Origin of the sequence: Cellulomonas oligotrophica, from assembly GCF_013409875.1 — a bacterium.
Taxonomy (GTDB): Bacteria; Actinomycetota; Actinomycetes; order Actinomycetales; family Cellulomonadaceae; genus Cellulomonas; species Cellulomonas oligotrophica.
In genome coordinates this window covers 2,739,840-2,757,460 of the sequence record NZ_JACCBK010000001.1, presented here as the reverse complement: position 1 = coordinate 2,757,460, position 17,621 = coordinate 2,739,840, and the positions used below count along the sequence as shown (strand labels likewise).

13 protein-coding genes are annotated in these 17,621 nt (G+C 75.3%); 8 read left to right on the top strand and 5 right to left on the bottom strand.

Annotation, left to right across the window (positions count from 1 at the left end):
• Positions 1-13: 13 nt before the first annotated feature.
• Positions 14-994 carry a diacylglycerol/lipid kinase family protein gene (locus BKA21_RS12500; RefSeq protein WP_140459424.1) on the top strand — a complete coding sequence of 327 codons (981 nt, stop codon included), beginning with the start codon at positions 14-16 and terminating at the stop codon, positions 992-994.
• Positions 995-1,094: 100 nt separating this feature from the next.
• Entirely contained in the window at positions 1,095-2,780 is a 1,686-nt protein-coding gene (gene pgm, locus BKA21_RS12495; protein WP_140459423.1) for a phosphoglucomutase (alpha-D-glucose-1,6-bisphosphate-dependent), read from the top strand.
• A 146-nt stretch (positions 2,781-2,926) separates the two neighbouring features.
• Here the strand turns inward: pgm and BKA21_RS12490 are convergent, their stop codons facing one another.
• From BKA21_RS12490 to BKA21_RS12480, 3 genes are read right to left on the bottom strand one after another with little or no spacing between them, the layout of a single operon-like run.
• Positions 2,927-4,297, bottom strand: a complete 1,371-nt coding sequence (locus BKA21_RS12490; protein WP_140459422.1) for a UDP-glucose dehydrogenase family protein — start codon at positions 4,295-4,297, stop codon at positions 2,927-2,929.
• Between the two features lie 11 nt (positions 4,298-4,308).
• Positions 4,309-6,249 carry a glycoside hydrolase family 26 protein gene (locus BKA21_RS12485; protein WP_179625372.1) on the bottom strand — a complete coding sequence of 647 codons (1,941 nt, stop codon included), beginning with the start codon at positions 6,247-6,249 and terminating at the stop codon, positions 4,309-4,311.
• The gene (locus BKA21_RS12480; RefSeq protein WP_140459421.1) at positions 6,242-7,780 is read right to left on the bottom strand and encodes a glycosyltransferase family 2 protein; all 1,539 of its coding nucleotides are present in this window, start codon (positions 7,778-7,780) and stop codon (positions 6,242-6,244) included. The genes BKA21_RS12485 and BKA21_RS12480 overlap by 8 nt, the downstream gene beginning before the upstream one ends.
• 542 nt (positions 7,781-8,322) lie before the next feature.
• On the opposite strand from BKA21_RS12480, the gene BKA21_RS12475 reads away from it, so the two are divergent.
• Positions 8,323-9,549, top strand: coding sequence for an MFS transporter (locus tag BKA21_RS12475; RefSeq protein WP_140459420.1), 1,227 nt, complete (start codon positions 8,323-8,325; stop codon positions 9,547-9,549).
• A gap of 11 nt (positions 9,550-9,560) precedes the next feature.
• A complete protein-coding gene (locus BKA21_RS12470) occupies positions 9,561-10,586 on the top strand; it encodes a phosphotransferase family protein (protein WP_140459419.1) in 1,026 nt (341 codons plus the stop codon).
• Between the two features lie 16 nt (positions 10,587-10,602).
• Here the strand turns inward: BKA21_RS12470 and BKA21_RS12465 are convergent, their stop codons facing one another.
• Positions 10,603-10,899 (bottom strand): YtxH domain-containing protein, encoded by a 297-nt coding sequence (locus BKA21_RS12465; protein ID WP_179625371.1) that lies wholly within the window; start codon positions 10,897-10,899, stop codon positions 10,603-10,605.
• 194 nt (positions 10,900-11,093) lie between these two features.
• On the opposite strand from BKA21_RS12465, the gene BKA21_RS12460 reads away from it, so the two are divergent.
• From BKA21_RS12460 to BKA21_RS12450, 3 genes are read left to right on the top strand one after another with little or no spacing between them, the layout of a single operon-like run.
• The gene (locus BKA21_RS12460; RefSeq protein ID WP_140459418.1) at positions 11,094-12,824 is read left to right on the top strand and encodes a cation:proton antiporter; all 1,731 of its coding nucleotides are present in this window, start codon (positions 11,094-11,096) and stop codon (positions 12,822-12,824) included.
• A 49-nt stretch (positions 12,825-12,873) separates the two neighbouring features.
• Entirely contained in the window at positions 12,874-13,455 is a 582-nt protein-coding gene (locus BKA21_RS12455; RefSeq protein ID WP_140459417.1) for a sugar O-acetyltransferase, read from the top strand.
• 8 nt (positions 13,456-13,463) lie between these two features.
• On the top strand, positions 13,464-14,813 hold the full coding sequence (locus tag BKA21_RS12450) for a hypothetical protein (RefSeq protein ID WP_140459416.1): 1,350 nt from the start codon (positions 13,464-13,466) through the stop codon (positions 14,811-14,813).
• Between the two features lie 20 nt (positions 14,814-14,833).
• Here BKA21_RS12450 and BKA21_RS12445 read toward each other — a convergent pair whose 3' ends face one another.
• Positions 14,834-15,253 carry a hypothetical protein gene (locus BKA21_RS12445; protein WP_140459415.1) on the bottom strand — a complete coding sequence of 140 codons (420 nt, stop codon included), beginning with the start codon at positions 15,251-15,253 and terminating at the stop codon, positions 14,834-14,836.
• 185 nt (positions 15,254-15,438) lie between these two features.
• On the opposite strand from BKA21_RS12445, the gene BKA21_RS12440 reads away from it, so the two are divergent.
• Positions 15,439-17,610: an MMPL family transporter gene (locus BKA21_RS12440; RefSeq protein ID WP_140459414.1), complete on the top strand. Its 2,172-nt coding sequence runs from the start codon at positions 15,439-15,441 to the stop codon at positions 17,608-17,610.
• The last annotated feature ends 11 nt before the right edge of the window (positions 17,611-17,621 follow it).

The window sequence follows — 17,621 nt, the reverse complement described above, 5'->3', positions numbered from 1 at the left end:
GCAGGAGGACCCGATGACCGCCGCCACCCGGCGCACCGTCGACGCACCGGGCCCGACCGCACCCGTCGGGCCGGCCGTCGTCGTGGTCAACGCACGCTCGCGCCGGGGGGCCGCGCTGCACCACCGGGTGGCGCCGGCGCTCGAGCGCCGCGGGGTCGAGGTCAGCGCCGTGCACGTCGTGCACGACCCGGGCGCCGAGCTGCCCGAACTGCTCCCCCGGGTGCTGGCCGACTCCCCGTCGCTGCTCGTGGTGGGCTCGGGCGACGGCACGCTGGCCGCCGTCGTCGACCACCTCGCGGGGCGGTCGACGGTGCTGGGCTACCTGCCGCTGGGCACGACGAACAACACCGGTCGCAGCCTGGGCCTGCCGCTGCGCCTGGACGCGGCCCTCGACGTCATCGCGCACGGGCGCACGGTGCCGGTCGACCTGGCGCGGGCCGGCGACGACTGGTTCGCGAACCTCGTCAGCGTCGGGCTGTCGTCGGAGGTCGCGGGGCGCACCCCGCACCTGCTCAAGCGGCACCTGGGGCGCACCGCGTACGCGGCCACGGCCGCCCGGGCCCTGCTCACGCACCAGCCGTTCGAGGCGCAGATCACCGCGGACGACCGCACGTGGACGGTGCGCACGCACCAGCTGAACGTCGCGAACGGGCGCGTGCACGCCGGCACCCCGATCGCCGTGGACGCGGGCATCGACGACCGGCTCCTCGTTGCGTACGCGCTGGGCGGCGCCGGGCGCGCGTCGGTCGTCAGCGCCGCGGCCCTGCACGCGACGACGCCGTGGCGGCCGATGCACCACAAGCGGTTCGTCACCGGCACGACGGTGCGGGTCCTGACGGACCGCACCCTGCGCCTCGACGTCGACGGCGAGCTCACGGACGTGGTCGGCCCGGACCACCCGCTGGTCGTGCGGGTCGACGCCGGTGCGATGCAGGTGCGCGTGCCCCACGGCTTCGTCCGCCGCGACCCCCTCGCCCGCGAACGCACCTCCTGAGAGCCCGGGCCGGCCGGGCTCAGGACGAGGACCGAGGCGCGGCACGGACGACGCGCGCGAACGGGTGCGCGCAGGGCCCCGGGTGGGCGAGGATCGAGCCATGGACCCGCGCGCCGGAACCCTCGCCCAGCCCTCCGACCTCGTCGACCTCGACGCGCTGCTCAGCGCCTACGCCGACCGCCAGCCCGACCTCGACGACCCCGCCCAGCGCGTCGTGTTCGGCACGTCGGGCCACCGCGGGTCGGCCCTCGACGGCGCCTTCAACGAGGCGCACATCGTCGCGATCACCGCGGCCATCGTGGAGTACCGCCGCGGGCAGGGCACCGACGGCCCCCTGTTCATCGGCCGTGACACGCACGCGCTGTCGGAGCCCGCGTGGGCCACGGCGCTGGAGGTGCTCGCGGCCGCCGAGGTCGAGGTGCACGTCGACGCCCGCGACTCGTGGACCCCGACGCCCGCGGTGTCGCTCGCGATCCTGCGGCACAACGGCGCCGGCACGTCCGAGGGCGTGCGCACCCGCGGCCCGGGGCTCGCCGACGGGATCGTCGTGACCCCGTCGCACAACCCGCCGCGCGACGGCGGGTTCAAGTACAACCCGCCGCACGGCGGCCCCGCGGGCTCCGAGGCGACCGGGTGGATCGCGGACCGGGCGAACGAGATCCTGCGCTCCGGGTGGCGCCAGGTGCCCCGGGTGCCGCTGGCCCGCGCGCTGGCCGCGCCGACGACCCGCAAGCACGACTACCTGTCGTCCTACGTGGACGACCTCGCCAACGTCGTGGACCTCGAGGCGATCCGCACGGCGGGGGTGCGGATCGGCGCCGACCCGCTGGGCGGGGCGGCGGTGGAGTACTGGGGTGCGATCGGCGAGCGGTACGGCCTCGACCTGACGGTCGTGAACCCGCACGTGGACCCGCGCTGGTCGTTCATGACGCTGGACTGGGACGGCAAGATCCGCATGGACTGCTCGTCGCCGTACGCGATGGCGTCGCTGCTGGAGCGGATGCGCCCGGGCGCGGACGGCTCGGCCCCCTTCGACATCGCGACGGGCAACGACGCGGACTCCGACCGGCACGGCATCGTCACGCCGGACGCGGGCCTGATGAACCCGAACCACTACCTCGCGGTCGCGATCTCCTACCTGTTCTCCGGGGCGCGCCCCGGCTGGCCGGCGGACGCCGCGATCGGCAAGACGCTGGTCTCGTCGTCGCTGATCGACCGGGTCGCGGGATCGCTGGGACGGCGTCTGCTCGAGGTGCCGGTCGGCTTCAAGTGGTTCGTGCCCGGGCTGGTCGACGGCACGGTCGGGTTCGGCGGCGAGGAGTCCGCGGGGGCGTCGTTCCTGCGCACCGACGGCACGGTGTGGACCACGGACAAGGACGGGATCCTGCCGGCGCTGCTGGCGTCGGAGATCCTCGCGACCACGGGCAAGAGCCCGTCGCAGCACCACGCCGAGCTCGTGGACCGGTTCGGCGCGTCGCACTACGCCCGCGTCGACGCCCCCGCGACGCGCGAGCAGAAGGCCACGCTGGCGGCGCTCTCGCCGGAGCAGGTCACCGCGACCGAGCTCGCCGGGGAGACCATCACGGCCCGGCTCACGCGGGCGCCGGGCAACGACGCCTCGATCGGCGGCCTCAAGGTCACGACCGAGAACGCGTGGTTCGCGGCGCGCCCGTCGGGCACGGAGGACGTCTACAAGATCTACGCCGAGTCGTTCGTCTCCGCGGAGCACCTCGCCCAGGTGCAGGAGGCCGCCAAGCAGGTGGTCTCGCAGGCCCTGGGCGCCTGACGCGCACCGGCGGCGGCACCCGAGGGTGCCGCCGCCGGGCCGACCTCCCGCCGGCTGGCCCCCCTGCCCGGGAACGGCACCACCTGCGGGAGGACGACAGCACCCGGCCCCTCACGGGGTCCGGGCGCCGTCCACGGGGTGTGCGGTCAGGCCGCCAGGCGGCCCAGCCCCGTGAACTGCCACCCCGCCGAACGCCAGCGGTCGACGGGGAGCTTGCCGCGCGCGTCGATCACGCGCGGGACCTGGGTGAGCGCGGCGAGACGCTCCGGGTCGGCCTCGACGAACTCGTCCCACTCGGTCAGGACGAGCACGACGTCGGCACCCTCGACGGCCTCCTCGGCGCTCGTCGCGTACGCGAGCGTCGGGAACAGGCGGCGGGCGGTGTCGCCGGCCTCCGGGTCGAAGACCGTGACCTGGGCGCCGCGCAGGTGCAGGGCGGCCGCGACGTTCAGCGCCGGCGAGTCGCGCACGTCGTCCGTGAGCGGCTTGAACGCGGCCCCGAGGACGCCGACACGCTTGTTGAGCACCGAGCCCTCGCAGGCCTCGAGGGTCATGTCGACGACCCGCTCGCGCTGGCCCATGTTGATCTCGTCGACCTGCTGCAGCAGGCCGGACGCCCGGTAGGCGCCGAGCTCGTTGGCCCGGTGCATGAGCGCCCGGATGTCCTTGGGCAGGCACCCGCCGCCGAAGCCGAGGCCCGCGTCGAGGAACTGCCGGCCGATGCGCTTGTCGTGCCCGAGCGCGTCGGCGAGCACCGTGACGTCGGCCCCGGCGGCCTCGCACACGCCGGCGATCGCGTTGATGAACGAGATCTTGGTGGCGAGGAACGCGTTGGCGCTGACCTTGACGAGCTCGGCCGTGGGCAGGTCCGTGACGACGACGGGCGTGCCCTCGGCGATGGGGCCGGCGTAGACGCGGCGCAGCACGCGCTCGGCCCGCTCGGACGCGCCGCCCAGGACGATGCGGTCGGGGTGCAGCGTGTCCTCGACCGCCTTGCCCTCGCGCAGGAACTCCGGGTTCCAGATGAGCTCGACGTCCAGGCCGGCAGGGGCCTGGTCGGCGACGAGGCCGCGCAGACGGGCCGCGGTGCCGACGGGGACGGTCGACTTGCCGACGATCACGGCGTCCTTGGTCAGGTGGCGGGCGATCGCGGTGGTCGCAGCCTCGACGAAGCGCAGGTCCGCGGCGTGCGACGTGCGCTGCTGCGGGGTGCCGACGCACACGAAGTGCACGTCGCCCTGCGCGACCGCGGACGCGACGTCCGTGGTGAAGCGCAGGCGCCCGGTGGCGAGGTTCTTCTCCAGCAGGGTGTCGAGCCCGGGCTCGAAGAACGGCACCTTGCCGGCCTGGAGGGCCTCGACCTTGTGCGGGTCGGTGTCGACGCCGGTGACGTCGAAGCCGAGCTCGGCCATGGCGACCGCGTGGGTGGCGCCGAGGTACCCGGTGCCGAGGACGGTGATGCGCGGCTGCTCCGGGGAGTCGGTGGCCTTCGTGGTGCGGGACGTCTTGGTGGTCATCGTCGGTCTCCTCAGGGTGCGGTGGTGGCGAGGGGGGCGGGCGTCACGACGCTCGCGTCGTCCGGCTCGGTGGCGGGCTCCGGGGTCGTCGGCGCCGGGTCGGGGGCCGGCACCGGGGCCGGCTCCTCGGCGGGCGTCGGGTCCGGGGCGGCGGGGGTGGTGGCCTCCGGCGTGACCGGTGCGGGCTCCGGGGTCGGCCCGGACGGGGCCGGCGCCGGGGCGGGCGTGGTGGCGGCGGGCTCCGAGGGCTCGGCGGTCGGCGCCGCGAGGGTCGCCATCACCGTCCCGGCGACGAACCCGGCAGCCGGGTTCGCGATGCCGGCCCTGAACGCCGCGAGCGAGTCGGACCGTGACGTGATCCGCCAGTCGTTCGTGGTCCGCTCGCCCTGCACGTAGGACGTGACCGCGTGGTGGAAGTACGCGACCCCGATGATGTCGGCGTTCCTGGGCTCCGCCAGGGACGTGAACATCGACTCGAACCACTGCGGCTTCTTGCCGCTGATCTCCGTCGCCCCGACCTCCGCGAGCAGGATCGGCTTGTCGGTGAAGGAGCGCAGCTGGTCCAGCGTGCGGTCGAACGTGAAGTCGAACGTCGGCGGCTGGTTCTTGTCGAACGGCGGCCGGTAGTAGCCCGACAGGCCGACCCAGTCGACGTACTCGTCCCCGGGGTAGAGGCTGCGCGTGTACTCGACGGGCTTGTTGACCGCGGGGAGCCGGTTGACGATGTTCGGGGCCCAGACCCAGATCACGTACGCGTTGGCGCCCTCGGCCTCGAAGATGTCGTGCACGTGGCGCCACATCTTCACGTAGTCGCCGCGGTTGTTGCCGTTGACGGGTGCACCGTCGCTGGTCTGCTCGGACCACGGGTACCAGCCGCTGTTCATCTCGTGGTTGAGACGGATCGCCACGGGGAGCTTGAGCTTCGCGACGTCCCGGGCGTACTTGCGCAGGTACGCGTCGTGGTCGCCCTCGATGATCCGCGGCAGCGAGTACTCGGGCTCGTCGACGACGTCGTTCTCGGCGAGCATCGGACGCGACTCCCACGTGAGCAGGGGCAGGTCGCCCTGCACCCACGAGCGGGTGACGGCGTCGGCCCGGAAGTCCGAGTCCCAGCCCTGGAAGTAGCCGGCCATGTTCGGCGAGACGCCGACCTTCGTCGCCACGTCGTTGTACTCGGACCAGTTGAACGGCGACTGGAGCGTGTAGAGCCCGAAGTACCGCTGGTCGGGTGCGAGCAGCTCGGACAGGCGCGGTGCGGTGGGCTTCGGCGGGTTCTTCGCCGCGTCCCGCTCCTTGCGCAGCGCGTCGGCCTGGGCCTTCTGCCGCGCCGCCTCCTCCTTGGCCCGCTGCTCCCGGGTGTAGGCGGCCTGCAGGCGCGCCTCCTCCTCGGCCCTCTGCGCGGCCAGCGCGTCGCGCGACGCCCGGGCCGCGGCGGCCTGCTGCTGGGCGAGCTGCTCACGCACCTGCGCACCCTCGGCACGCCCGAGCGCATCGGCAGCGGCACGCTCGGCCGCCGCCTTGGCCCGGCCGCGCTGGGCGGCGGCGGCCCGCTCGGCCGCGGCCTTCTGACGGCCCTCCTCCGCGGCGGCCGCGCGCTCCTGCGCGGCCTTCTCCTTGCCGCGCTTCTCGGCCGCGGCCTTCTCCGCCGCCGCCTTCTCGGCGCCGCTGGCCTGGCCCTCGGCCCGCTCGCGCGCGGCCTTCTCCTGCCAGGACTCGATGTCGGAGATCTGGGCGTCGCGGTCCTCGAGGATCGCGCGCAGGTCCGCGTTCTCCTGCGCGAGCTGCGCCTCCGCCTCGGTCATCGTCGCGCCCGGCCCGGCGGACCGTGGCGACATCCAGACCAGGCCCGTCACCAGGCCCAGCGAGACGGCGACCACGAGGGCCCCCAGGCGTGCGGCGAACCCGAGACGCCCGGTCATCGTCCACCAGTGCGTCAGTCGTCGCTCAGACATAGAAGACCGCCATTCCTGCGAAGATCGTGAGTCCGATCAGGTAGGGCACGAGCACCTGGAGGTTGCGCCGCGGGCGCGCGGCCACCGGCTCCTCCACCTCGGTGCGGGTGCGGGTACGGGTGCGCAGGGCGAGCCGCGCGTCGGTGTCGTCCTCGTCGGGACGGCGCGCACCGCCGACGGCGGGGGTGCCGCGCGGGGGCGTGCGGTCCACGAGGTCGCGGGGCGCGTGCGGGTCGATGGACTCGAGCTCGGCGATGAGGTCGCCGTTGCCGGCGTCGTCCTTGCTGCCCACGTACGCGCCGGCGCGGGTGCCCCAGCCGGCGACGTGCGCCATGCGGAAGAAGCCCAGCAGGCGGATCGGCATGAGGAACAGCGTCGAGACGATGATGAACACGGGCAGCCGGAAGAAGTCCGAGGGCTTCTCCTGCAGGTGCCGGATCTGCCGGATCGCCATGGACAGCACCGACGAGACGACCATGAGCCCGACGACCCAGGCGATGCCCTGCACGCCCGTCGTGGTCTCGAGGATCGCCTGGTAGAGGTTGATCCCGGTGCCGGAGACGGCCCGGTAGACCCAGCCGGCGAGCGTCCCGAAGAGCAGGAACGGCAGGATGATGTCGGTGAGGAAGAAGACGGCCAGCACCGGCGCGTGCCCGATCATCCAGGGCAGCATGCGCAGGGTGTTGTACTGGCTGCCGCGCGACCAGCGCAGCTGCTGCTTGAAGAGCTTCTTCACCTGCAGCGGGGCGTCGGTGTAGACGAGGCTCGAGTACTGGTAGACGGTCTTGTAGCCGGCCTTGAGCGTGAGGTTGGTCAGGGTCCGGTCGTCGGAGACCTCGAGGAAGACCCCGAGGAACTTCTCCGTCATGAACGCGTCCATGACCTGCACGAGGATGCGGCGCCGGAAGGCGATCGTGCGGCCCGGCAGGCAGCCGACCTGGCCCAGGTACGACTGCGCGGGCATCGAGTACAGCGCGCGGGTGTTCTCCAGCCAGTCCGCCCAGCGGGTGATCCAGGAGCGCTCGGGCTCGAGGATCCGCTGCCGGGTGGTCACGCCGCCGACGTTCGGGTCGGCGAACGGCTTGACCAGCTCGGGCAGCGTGCCGTCGGTCCAGACCGTGTCCGAGTCGACGAGCACGGTGATCTCGCCGCGCGACATCTGCGTGCCGATCTTCACGGCGTTGCGCTTGCCGGGGATCGGGGTGTGGACGCGCTGGACGAGCCCGCCGAACTCGTCGCAGACGGCCTCGAGGCCCGGGTTGGGCGCGCCGTTGATGACGACGATGACCTCGTCGGGCTCCTGGTCGACGATCCGCTGGAGGACGTCGCGGAACAGGTCGAGCGGCTCGTCGACGACGGGGATGACGACGCTCGTCGAGACGTCGTAGGGGGCGGTCGCGGGGCGGTACCGCCGCGACAGGACGACCTTGAGGATCCACAGCGCCCACACGAGGCCCGAGAACACCGCGAACAGGTAGATCTCGCTCTGGCCCTCGAACATGTGACGCAGTTGGAGGATGAAGATGAACATGGCGCTCCTCGCGCTCGCCGGGCAGGGGAGTACTGATCGACGCCGTCGGCGATGCAGCGGGAGACGCAGCGGGATGCCTCGGCAGCCGGCGTCGGTCGAGGCCCGCACGGGCCCCGGACCCCGACCGGTCTGATGCCTGCGTCGTCACGCCCGGCTGGTGCACCGGGCCACGCGTCGCGGCCATCCCCCCGGTGCCGCTGGGTGCGGCACCCCTCGGTCGGGGTGCACCAACCATGACTTGCCCGAGTCACTGATGTAAAGCCCGCCGTGAGAACTCTGCGTGAACGCTCCGTCCGTTTTGCCGAGCACCCAAAACGGGACAGGTCAGACGTTTCTCCTGGTCAGGATCCCGACGGACCGGACGTTTCGTGTGAACAACGTGTTTCACGACACCATCCACCATGTGGGCAGAACGGATGTCCAAGTCACAATCTGTTGAGTTCTGCGTCACACCAGATATCGGAGAACTGTCACAGAGCCTGTGAGGAAGCCGACCCCGACCGGGCTCGGCTTCCTGGTCGCCGCGGTGCGAGAGTGGGCCCGTGCTCCAGCCCTATCGGGACGTCCTCGCGCGCCCCGGCGCGCTCGCGTTCTCCGCCGCCGGCGTCCTGGCCCGGCTGCCCATGTCGATGGTCGGCATCGGGATCGTCCTGCTGGTCGCCGCGCTCTACGACTCCTACGCCATGGCCGGGCGGGTCTCCGCCGCCTTCGTGATCGCCCAGGCCGTGTGCTCGCCGCAGCTCGGCCGGCTCGTCGACCGCTTCGGGCAGGCCCGGGTCATGCGCCCGGCGCTGCTCGCGTCCGCCGCCGGCATCGTCGCGCTCGTGGCCGCCGCGGTGACGGGCGCCCCCGAGGGGGTCCTCTACGTGCCGGCCGCCGTCGCCGGCGCCACCATCGGCTCGTTCGGGTCCCTCGTGCGCGCCCGCTGGAGCGCGCTGCTCGGCGCCGACCCCCGCCGGGTGCACACCGCGTTCTCGCTGGAGTCGGCGCTCGACGAGCTCGTGTTCGTCGTCGGCCCCGTGCTGGCCACCGTGCTGGCCACCGGCGTGCACCCCGCCGCCGGCCTGGCCGTGCCCGTCGCCGCCATGCTCGTCGGCGGCCTGGCGTTCCTCGCCCAGCGGGGCACCGAGCCGTCGCCCGCGCCGGCGCACGAGCCCCGCGCCCGCGGCACCGTGCTGCGGCACCCGGCGATGGTCGTGCTCGTCGTCGCCTTCGTCGCGATGGGCGCCATCTTCGGGGCCACCGACGTGTCCACGGTGGCGTTCGCCGAGGAGGCCGGCTCCCCCGGCCTCGCCGGCGTCGTCCTCGCCGTCTTCGCCCTCGGGTCGCTGATCTCGGGGCTGCTGTACGGCGCCCGGCACTGGGTCTCGCCGCTCCCCCGCCGGTTCGTCCTCGGCATGGTCGCCCTCGCCGTCGGGGTCGGGGCGTTCGTGCTGGCCCAGTCCCTCGCCGTGCTGGCCGCCGTGATGTTCGTCGTCGGCTTCGCCATCGCCCCGTCGCTGATCAACGGCAACGCGCTCGTGCAGGACATCGTGCCGCCCGGGCGGCTCACCGAGGGCCTGACCTGGGTCGGCACCGGGCTGGGCGTCGGCGTCTCCATCGGCTCGTCCGTGGCCGGCGCGCGGATCGACGCCGCCGGCGCCCACGCCGGGTTCCTCGTCGTCGTGGCCGCGGGCGCCCTCGCGCTGGTCACGACCCTGGCCGCGTGGCCGACGCTGCACCGCTCGTCGGTCGCCGCACCGGCCGACGACGTCGCCCGCACCCCCTAGCCTGGGCGGTCGTGAGCACCGCCACCGCCGTCGACCCCGGCACCTGCGACGCGCTGCGCCGCGTCCTGGCCCCGCTCGGCACGCTCGTGCGCGCCGAGCGCCTGACCGGCGGGACGTTCGCGACCACGTACCGCGCGCACCTCGGCGACGGCACGCGCGTCGTGGTGAAGACCGCACCCACCGACGCGACCCGCCTCATGACCTACGAGCACGACCTCGTGCGGACCGAGGCCCGCGTGTACGCGCTGGCCGCCGGGCACCCGGGCGTGCGCACGCCCGCCCTGCTCGCCACGGACCTCACGCGGACAGTCCTGCCGGGCGACGTCGTGGTGGCCGCGCACCTGCCCGGCGTGCCCTGGACCGAGGCCGGGCTCGCGCCCGACGACGCCCGCACGGCGCGGCTGCGACGCGAGCTGGGCGCCGTCATGGCCCACCTGCACGCGGTCGACGGGCCGGCGTTCGGGTACCTCGGCGCCGTCGAGGCCGTCGGTGGGCCGGCGGACCCGCCGGGCACCCGCCTGCACGGGACCACCTGGCCCGAGGCGTTCGGGCGCGTCGTCGGGGCGATCCTCGCCGACGCGCAGGCGTGGGACGTGCCCGTGCCCGCGGACGCCGTGCGGGCGGCCCTCGCCGCGCACCACGACGCGCTCGCCGCCGTCACGCGCCCCGTCCTCGTGCACGGCGACCTGTGGCCCGGCAACGTGTTCGTCGACCCCGCCACGGGCGCCCTCACCGGGGTGATCGACGCCGAGCGCGCCCTGTGGGCCGACCCGCTCCTCGAGCTCGTCGGCGCCGACCCCTGGACCCTCGGCCCGCCGTCCGCCGACGTCCTGGCCGGGTACGCGGGCGTCGCCCCGCTCGACACGACGAGCGACGCCGCGCGCACCCGGATGCTGCTGTACCGCCTGCACACCGCCCTCGTGCTGCGCGTCGAGGGCGCCCCGCGGGGCTACGCGCCCGACGCCGCCGCGTGGTGCCGCCGCACGGCCGAGCGGACGTGGACGTGGGCGTTCGACGAGCTCGCCGCGATCGGCTGAGCGCGCGGCCGACCGCTCAGATGCGGGCGGCGGGGTCGGCGTCGGCCGGGTCCGGCTGCTGCCAGGACGTGGTCGTCCCGTCCGTGAACCGTGCCCGCGCGGCGGCCACGGCCCTGTCCTTGAGCGCGACGCCCTGCGTGCGCGCGACCTGCGACGCCTTCTCCTCGGCGTCCCTGACGTAGCCCTGCACACGCGGGTCGGCCCACACGTCTGCGGCCCAGCCCTTGACGCGCGCGAGCTGCTCACGCCCCGCGGGCGTGCCCAGCAGGTAGCCGACACCCGCGCCGACGACGAACGCTGCCTTGCCCTTCATGGGACCTCCGGGTGTGCTCGTGACCGCACGACCGGGACCGGACGTGCGGGTGGGTGGGGCGGCGCACCGTGCTCGACGCCGCCGCAGGCACCGAGCGTAGGCGCGCCCGCACCGGTCCGCACGGGCACGCGGCGTAGGTTCGACGCGGGCCGGCGGGCACCCGACCGGCCAGGGGCACCGGGAGGGAGGCAACCATGGAGCTGCTGGTGGCCGGCGTGCTGGCCGTGCTCGCGACCGTCGCCGTCACGTCGTTCGCACCGCGGGTCGGCGTGGCCGCGCCGCTGCTGCTCCTGCTGCTCGGCACGGCCGTGAGCTTCCTGCCGTTCGTCCCGGCGGTCGAGGTCGAGCCCGAGATCGTGCTCGGGGTGGTCCTGCCGCCGCTGCTGTACTCCTCGGCCGCGACCATCCCGACGATGGAGCTGCGCCGCGACGTGCGCACCGTCTCGGCGTTCTCCGTGCTGCTCGTCGTGGCCTCGGCGCTGGCGGTCGGGTTCGTGCTCGACGCGGTGGTCCCCGGCATCGGCCTGGCCACCGGCATCGCGATCGGCGCCGTCGTGTCGCCCACCGACGCGGTCGCGACGTCCGTCGTGCGCAAGGCCGGGGTGTCGCCGCGGGTCGTGACGGTGCTCGAGGGCGAGTCGCTGCTCAACGACGCCTCCGCCCTGGTGCTGCTGCGCTCGGCCGTCGTCGCCACGGCCGGCACCGTGAGCCTGCTGGAGGTCGGCGGGGACTTCGTGCTCGCGGTCGTCGTGGCCGTCGCCGTCGGGTACGTCGTCGGGCGTCTGCACGTGTGGGCGCGCGCGCACATCACCCAGACCACCTCGACCGTCGCGATCTCGTTCGTCGTGCCGTTCGTCGCGTACCTGCCCGCCGAGCACCTCGGGGCGTCGGGCCTGGTCGCGGCCGTGACCGCAGGCCTCGTGACGGGCCGCGCGGCGCACACCGCGCTCAGCGCGCAGGACCGCGTGACCGAGCGCGCCGTGTGGCGCACGCTCGAGCTGCTCCTCGAGAGCACGGTGCTGCTGCTCATGGGCGTGCAGCTGTTCGGGCTCGTCGAGGACGTCCGCGCGGCCCACGGCAGCCTGTGGACCGCACTCGGCTACGGCGTGCTGACCGCGACGGTCGTGGTGGCCGTGCGCGCCGTGTTCGTCGGGGCGTCGGTGTGGGAGCTGGCGCGGCGGGCGCGGCGGATCCCCCAGCTGCGCGACTGGCTGACGCAGGCCCAGGAGCGTCTCGACGCGGGCGACGTGCCCGTGCGGCCGGGCCGGTCGACGCCCGACGGACCGGCCGGCGGACCCAGCCCCGAGCGCGTGGAGGCCGTCGGCCGCCGCGTGCGCCGCCGGCTCGCCGACATCGACTACCTCACCGCCGAGGCGTTCGGCCCGCGCGAGGCCACCCTCCTGGTGTGGGCGGGCATGCGCGGCGCCGTGACCCTCGCGGCCGCGCAGTCGCTGCCGTCGGACACGCCGCAGCGCTCCCTGCTGGTGCTCGTCGCGTTCGTCGTCGCCGCCGGGACGCTGCTCGTGCAGGGCGCGACCCTGCCGTGGGTGGTGCGCCGGCTCGGGCTCGGCGACCGGGCGCAGGACGACGCCGCCGCCCTGGTCGCGCTGCGCGCCGAGGTCCGGGACGCCGCGCTCGCCCACCTGCAGGACCCCGCCCTGGTCCGCCCCGACGGGCAGCCGTACGACCCGCGCGTGCTCGACCGCGCGCGGGCCGGGCTGGCCGCGGTCGACGCCGCCATGGACGACGAGGACGCCGCGCCCGTCCGTGCGCAGGTGCACCAGCTGATGATCGAGCTCGTGCAGGCCCAGCGCGCCGAGCTGCTGCGCCTGCGGGACCTCGGCGTGCACTCGTCCGCGGCCCTGGACCGGGCGCTGGACGAGGTCGACGCCGTGCAGATCGGCCTGGAGATGCGCGGACCGTGACCGGGCCCCCGCGCCCGACGGTGGGCGGCGGTCGGTAGCGTCACTTCCCATGGCCGACTACTTCGCGGGCGACCCGCGCACGAACCACGAGCGCATGCTCGCCGGCGACCTCTACGTTGCGGACGACCCGGCGATCGAGGCGGACTTCCAGCGGGCCCTGCGCCTGTCGGACGCGTACCACCGGGCGTTCGTCGCCGACCCGGCCGCGGCGCGCCCGCTGCTCGTCGAGCTGCTCGGCGAGGTCGGCGACGACGTCGTGGTCCGCCCGCCGCTGCGCGTCGACTACGGCTCACGCATCCGCATCGGCGCCCGCACGTTCGTCAACTTCCACCTCACGGCCCTCGACGTCGCGGACATCACCATCGGCGCGGACTGCCAGATCGGCCCGAACGTGCAGCTGCTGACCCCGACGCACCCGGTCGACCCGCAGCCGCGGCGCGACAAGCTCGAGGCGGCCCAGCCCATCACCCTCGGCGACAACGTGTGGCTCGGCGGCGGCGTGATCGTGTGCCCGGGCGTCACCATCGGTGACAACACGGTCGTCGGCGCCGGGTCGGTGGTCGTGCGCGACCTGCCGGCGAACGTCGTCGCGGTGGGCAACCCCGCGCGCGTCGTGCGCGAGAACATCTGAGCCGCGCCGTGGACGGCGACCCGCGGGCCGACGCGACCGAGGTGATGGCCCGGTGGCGGCGCGTCGAGCGGCGCACCGCGCACGACCCGGGCTCGGGGCTGCGGCTGCCCGAGGTCACCGACGCGACGCGCGCGGACGCCGACGTGCTCGCCGCGGCGGGGCACCCGCACGACGCCGTCCACCGGTACACCCACGACAGCGCGCTCGCCGCGCTGCGCGACGCGGGACGCACCTGGGACCTGCCGGGCGCCGCGGCGGCGTGGACGGCCGGGCTGTGGTCGGCACCGTGGACGTGGCGCAGCGCGCTGACCGGCCACCTGCTGGCGACGACGCTGCCCGGGCACGCGTACGACCCGTACCCGTCGGGCAGCCCCTGCCGGGTGTGCGGCGCCGCCGCGGAGGGCGCCCTGGCCGCGACCGCCGAGCACGTGCTGCGCCTGGGCGGGGGTGCGCCGATCGACGGGGCCGTGCCCGAGCACGCCCTGGCCCTGGCCGGCCTCGCCGACCTGCCCCGGCCCGAGCCCACCGAGCACGACCGGTGGACGCTGCGCGCGGTCCTCACCGTGCTGCGCGCCCTGCCGCCCGGCACCCGGTACGCCGCGGCCCGCACGGCACTGACCCGCGCCCGGCTGCTCGACACGTCGGCGCCGCACGCCTACGGGGCGGTGCTCGAGGAGCTCGCGCTGGTCGGCGCGGTCGCCCCGACGGCGCACCCCGGCCTGGCCGTGCGCTGGTCCGACTACGCCGAGCGCGACCGGCGGCCGAGCGTGCGCGTCGAGGTGCAGGCGCCGCTGGCCTGGTGGTCGTCCTCCGACGGGCTGCGCGAGGACGTGCTGGAGCACGTCTTCACGGGGTTCGCCACGGGCGACGTGGACCTCGACGGCCCGCGCCCGACGCCCGAGCCGGCACGCGGCGCGACCGTCGTCGGTGCGCTGCCCGCCCGGCTGCGGGCCCTGGACCGGACGGGGCGCACCGCCGCCGTCCCGCGGTCCGTCGGCGACGGCCCGCCCGCCGTGGGCGACGTGTGGGCCGTGCGGGTCACGGGCGACCGGTGGGTCACCTGCCGCGTGGCCGCCACCGACGTCGCCGGCGGCCGGCCGTACGCGCAGGTCGAGATGCTCGCCGGCGTGCACGACGCGTTCCCCGTGGCGCCCGACATGGACCTGCGCGCGCAGCCGCGCCGCGACGGGCGCTGGCACGCGTGGGTGCACTCCCTCGACCGCACCCCGCACGTGCGGCGGGTCGCACAGGGCACGGCCGCCCCGGCGTCGCCGCTGCCGCCCGCGACGGGCGCCGAGCGGCACCCCGCCAAGGCGCTGGCCCACCTCGCAGGGTGGTGCTACCCCGAGCTCGACTGAGACCCGGGGGCGCCGACCGGTCAGGCGTCGGGCTCGAGCTCGCACCACACGCGACGCCCGGGCACGCCGACGCGCTCGACGCCCCACACGTCGGCACGGCGCAGGGCCCGCAGCGCCCGCGGCGAGGGCAGCACCCGGCTCGCCGGGTCCTCGACCGTCAGTCGCACGGTCCGGCCGTGGACGTCGAGGCCCACGTGCAGCACCGACCCCTCCCGCGCCCCGCCGGCGGCGTCGCGCAGCAGCACCACGGCGAGCAGGCGCAGCCGCAGCAGGGTCGCGGGCGGGGCTCCGAGCAGCCGGGCGCGGGCCACGACCCAGCGCCGGGCGTGCACCACGCCCCACGCGTCGGCGGTCACCGCCAGGGTGCCCGTGCGGTCGGGGTGCAGCGGGTGCACCACGGCGTCCCGCGTCGGGGTGGTGATCTGCAGGCTCGTGCTCACGGCGGCCTCCTCGGCATCGACGACGGCCCCAGCGTGGCCGGGCGCCGCGGCGCCGTCGTCGTCCGCACGGCGCGAGGTCCCTGCTGCGGACGCAGCAGGCAGGTCGCTGCGTCCGGCCGACGACGCGGCACCCCCCGCCGACGGAGCCTGGTCGCGGTCGATCCCTGCTGCGAAAGGTCCCCGCCATGTCCGCTCTCGCCCGTTGGTGCCACCAGCACCGCCGGCTCGTCCTCGCCGGGTGGGTCCTCGCGATCCTCGGCCTCGCCGCCGCCACCCTGAGCCTCGGCGCGTCCTTCCGGACCGCGCAGACGCTGCCGGACTCCGACTCCGCCCGCGCGTACGCGCTCCTCGAGGAGGCCGGCGCCTCCTCGTCCACCACCGACGGCACCGTCGTGTGGCGCTCCACCGGTCCGGTCGACGCCCCGGGCGTCCAGGACGAGATCGCCACGCTGCTCGCGCAGGTCGCGGCGGTCCCGGGCGTGGAGTCGGTCACCTCGCCCTACACGCCCGAGGGCGCCGCGCAGGTGAACGCCGTCGAGCGCACCGCGTTCGCGACCGTCGCCGTCACCGACGACGTGGACGTGCAGCAGGTGCGCGACGTCGTCGAGGCCGCGGCACCCGCCGACCTCGACGTCGCCGTCGGCGGGCAGGGGTTCAGCGAGCTGCCCGAGCCGTCGCACGGCACCGAGGTGATCGGGCTGCTCGCGGCCCTCGTGATCCTGCTGCTCGTGCTGCGCTCCGGCTGGGCCGCGACCCTGCCCGTCCTCACCGGCGTCGTCGGGGTCGTCGCGTCGCTGCTCGTCGTGACCCTCGCGTCCCACGTGGTCGACCTCGACTCGACGTCGCTGACCATGGCCGCCCTGGTCGGCCTGGGCGTCGGCATCGACTACGCCCTGTTCATCGTGAACCGGCACCGCAAGGCGCTGCTGGCCGGTGCGGGCGTCGAGGAGGCCGTGACCCGGGCCGTCACCACGTCGGGCCGGGCCGTCGTCTTCGCCGGCCTCACCGTGGTCGTGGCGCTGCTGGGCATGGCCGTCGTCGGGCTGGGCGTGCTCACCGGCATGGGCCAGGCCGCCGCCGTGACGGTCGCCTTCACCGTGGCCGCCGCGGTCACCCTGCTGCCCGCGCTGCTGGGCGTGCTCGGCGACCGCGTGCTCTCGCGCCGGCAGCGGGCCGCGCTCGCCGCCGGCGAGGTCGCCACCGACCACCGCCCCGGGCGCACGCCCGTCTCCGCCCGCTGGGCCGTCGCCCTGCAGCGGGCCCCGCGCCGCGTCGTGGCCGGTGCCCTCGTGCTGCTCGTCGCGCTCGCCGTGCCCGCCCTGTCGCTGCGGGTCGGGGACCCCGACGCGTCGAGCGACCCCGTCGGGTCGCCGAGCCGCACCTACGCCGACCTCATGACCCCCGCCTTCGGGGCCGGCGTCGACGCACCGCTCGTGCTGGCCGCCCGGACGCCCGACGCGGCGTCCGCCCGGGCGTTCGAGGCGCTCGTCGCGCAGGTCGCCGAGGAGCCGGGCGTCGCCGCCGTGCGGGCCGCCCCCGTGCAGGACGGCCAGACGGTCGCCGTGGCCGGCGTGGTCCCCGCGACGAGCGCGCAGACCGTCGAGACGGAGGACCTGGTGCTCGCCCTGCGCGACGACCTCGTGCCCGCGGCGGCCGCGGGCACGGCGCTCGAGGTCCACGTGGGCGGGGAGGCGGCGACGAGCCACGACCTGTCGGCCGCCCTGATGGGCAGGCTCCCCCTGTACCTGGGCCTGGTCGCCCTGCTCGGGTTCGTGCTGCTGGTGGTCGCGTTCCGCAGCGTCCTCGTCCCGCTGGTCGGCGCCGTGACCAACCTCGTGACGCTGGCGGTGGGCCTCGGCGCCGTGACCGCGATCTACCAGTGGGGCTGGGGCAGCGAGCTGCTCGGCGTGGGCTCCGCCGCGCCGGTGATGTACATCGTCCCCGTCATCGTCGTCGGCGTGATGTTCGGGCTGTCCATGGACTACCAGGTCTTCCTCGTCTCCCGGATGCACGAGGAGTGGGTGCACACCCGCGACCACGCCCGCGCCGTGCGGGTCGGCGTGGCCGAGACGGGCCGGGTCGTGGCGGCGGCCGCCGCGATCATGCTCAGCGTCTTCGCGTCCTTCGGCCTGACGCCCGAGCGGATCGTGTCGTCGATCGGGATGGGGCTCGCGATCGCGGTGCTGGTCGACGCGTTCGTGGTGCGGATGGCGCTCGTGCCGGCCCTCATGCACCTGATGGGCCGCACCACCTGGTGGTACCCGCGGTGGGCGGACCGCATCACGCCCCACCTGTCCGTCGAGGGCCCCGCCCCGACGCCGACGGCCCCGACAGCCGTCCCGGTCCCTGCACCCTGATCGCCGCCCGA

Coding starts and splice junctions, on each gene's coding strand:
- BKA21_RS12500 (WP_140459424.1), top strand. CDS start 14: ATGACCGCCGCCACCCGGCGCACCGTCGACGCACCGGGCCCGACCGCA.
- pgm (WP_140459423.1), top strand. CDS start 1,095: ATGGACCCGCGCGCCGGAACCCTCGCCCAGCCCTCCGACCTCGTCGAC.
- BKA21_RS12490 (WP_140459422.1), bottom strand. CDS start 4,297: ATGACCACCAAGACGTCCCGCACCACGAAGGCCACCGACTCCCCGGAG.
- BKA21_RS12485 (WP_179625372.1), bottom strand. CDS start 6,249: ATGTCTGAGCGACGACTGACGCACTGGTGGACGATGACCGGGCGTCTC.
- BKA21_RS12480 (WP_140459421.1), bottom strand. CDS start 7,780: ATGTTCATCTTCATCCTCCAACTGCGTCACATGTTCGAGGGCCAGAGC.
- BKA21_RS12465 (WP_179625371.1), bottom strand. CDS start 10,899: ATGAAGGGCAAGGCAGCGTTCGTCGTCGGCGCGGGTGTCGGCTACCTG.
- BKA21_RS12460 (WP_140459418.1), top strand. CDS start 11,094: ATGGAGCTGCTGGTGGCCGGCGTGCTGGCCGTGCTCGCGACCGTCGCC.
- BKA21_RS12455 (WP_140459417.1), top strand. CDS start 12,874: ATGGCCGACTACTTCGCGGGCGACCCGCGCACGAACCACGAGCGCATG.
- BKA21_RS12440 (WP_140459414.1), top strand. CDS start 15,439: ATGTCCGCTCTCGCCCGTTGGTGCCACCAGCACCGCCGGCTCGTCCTC.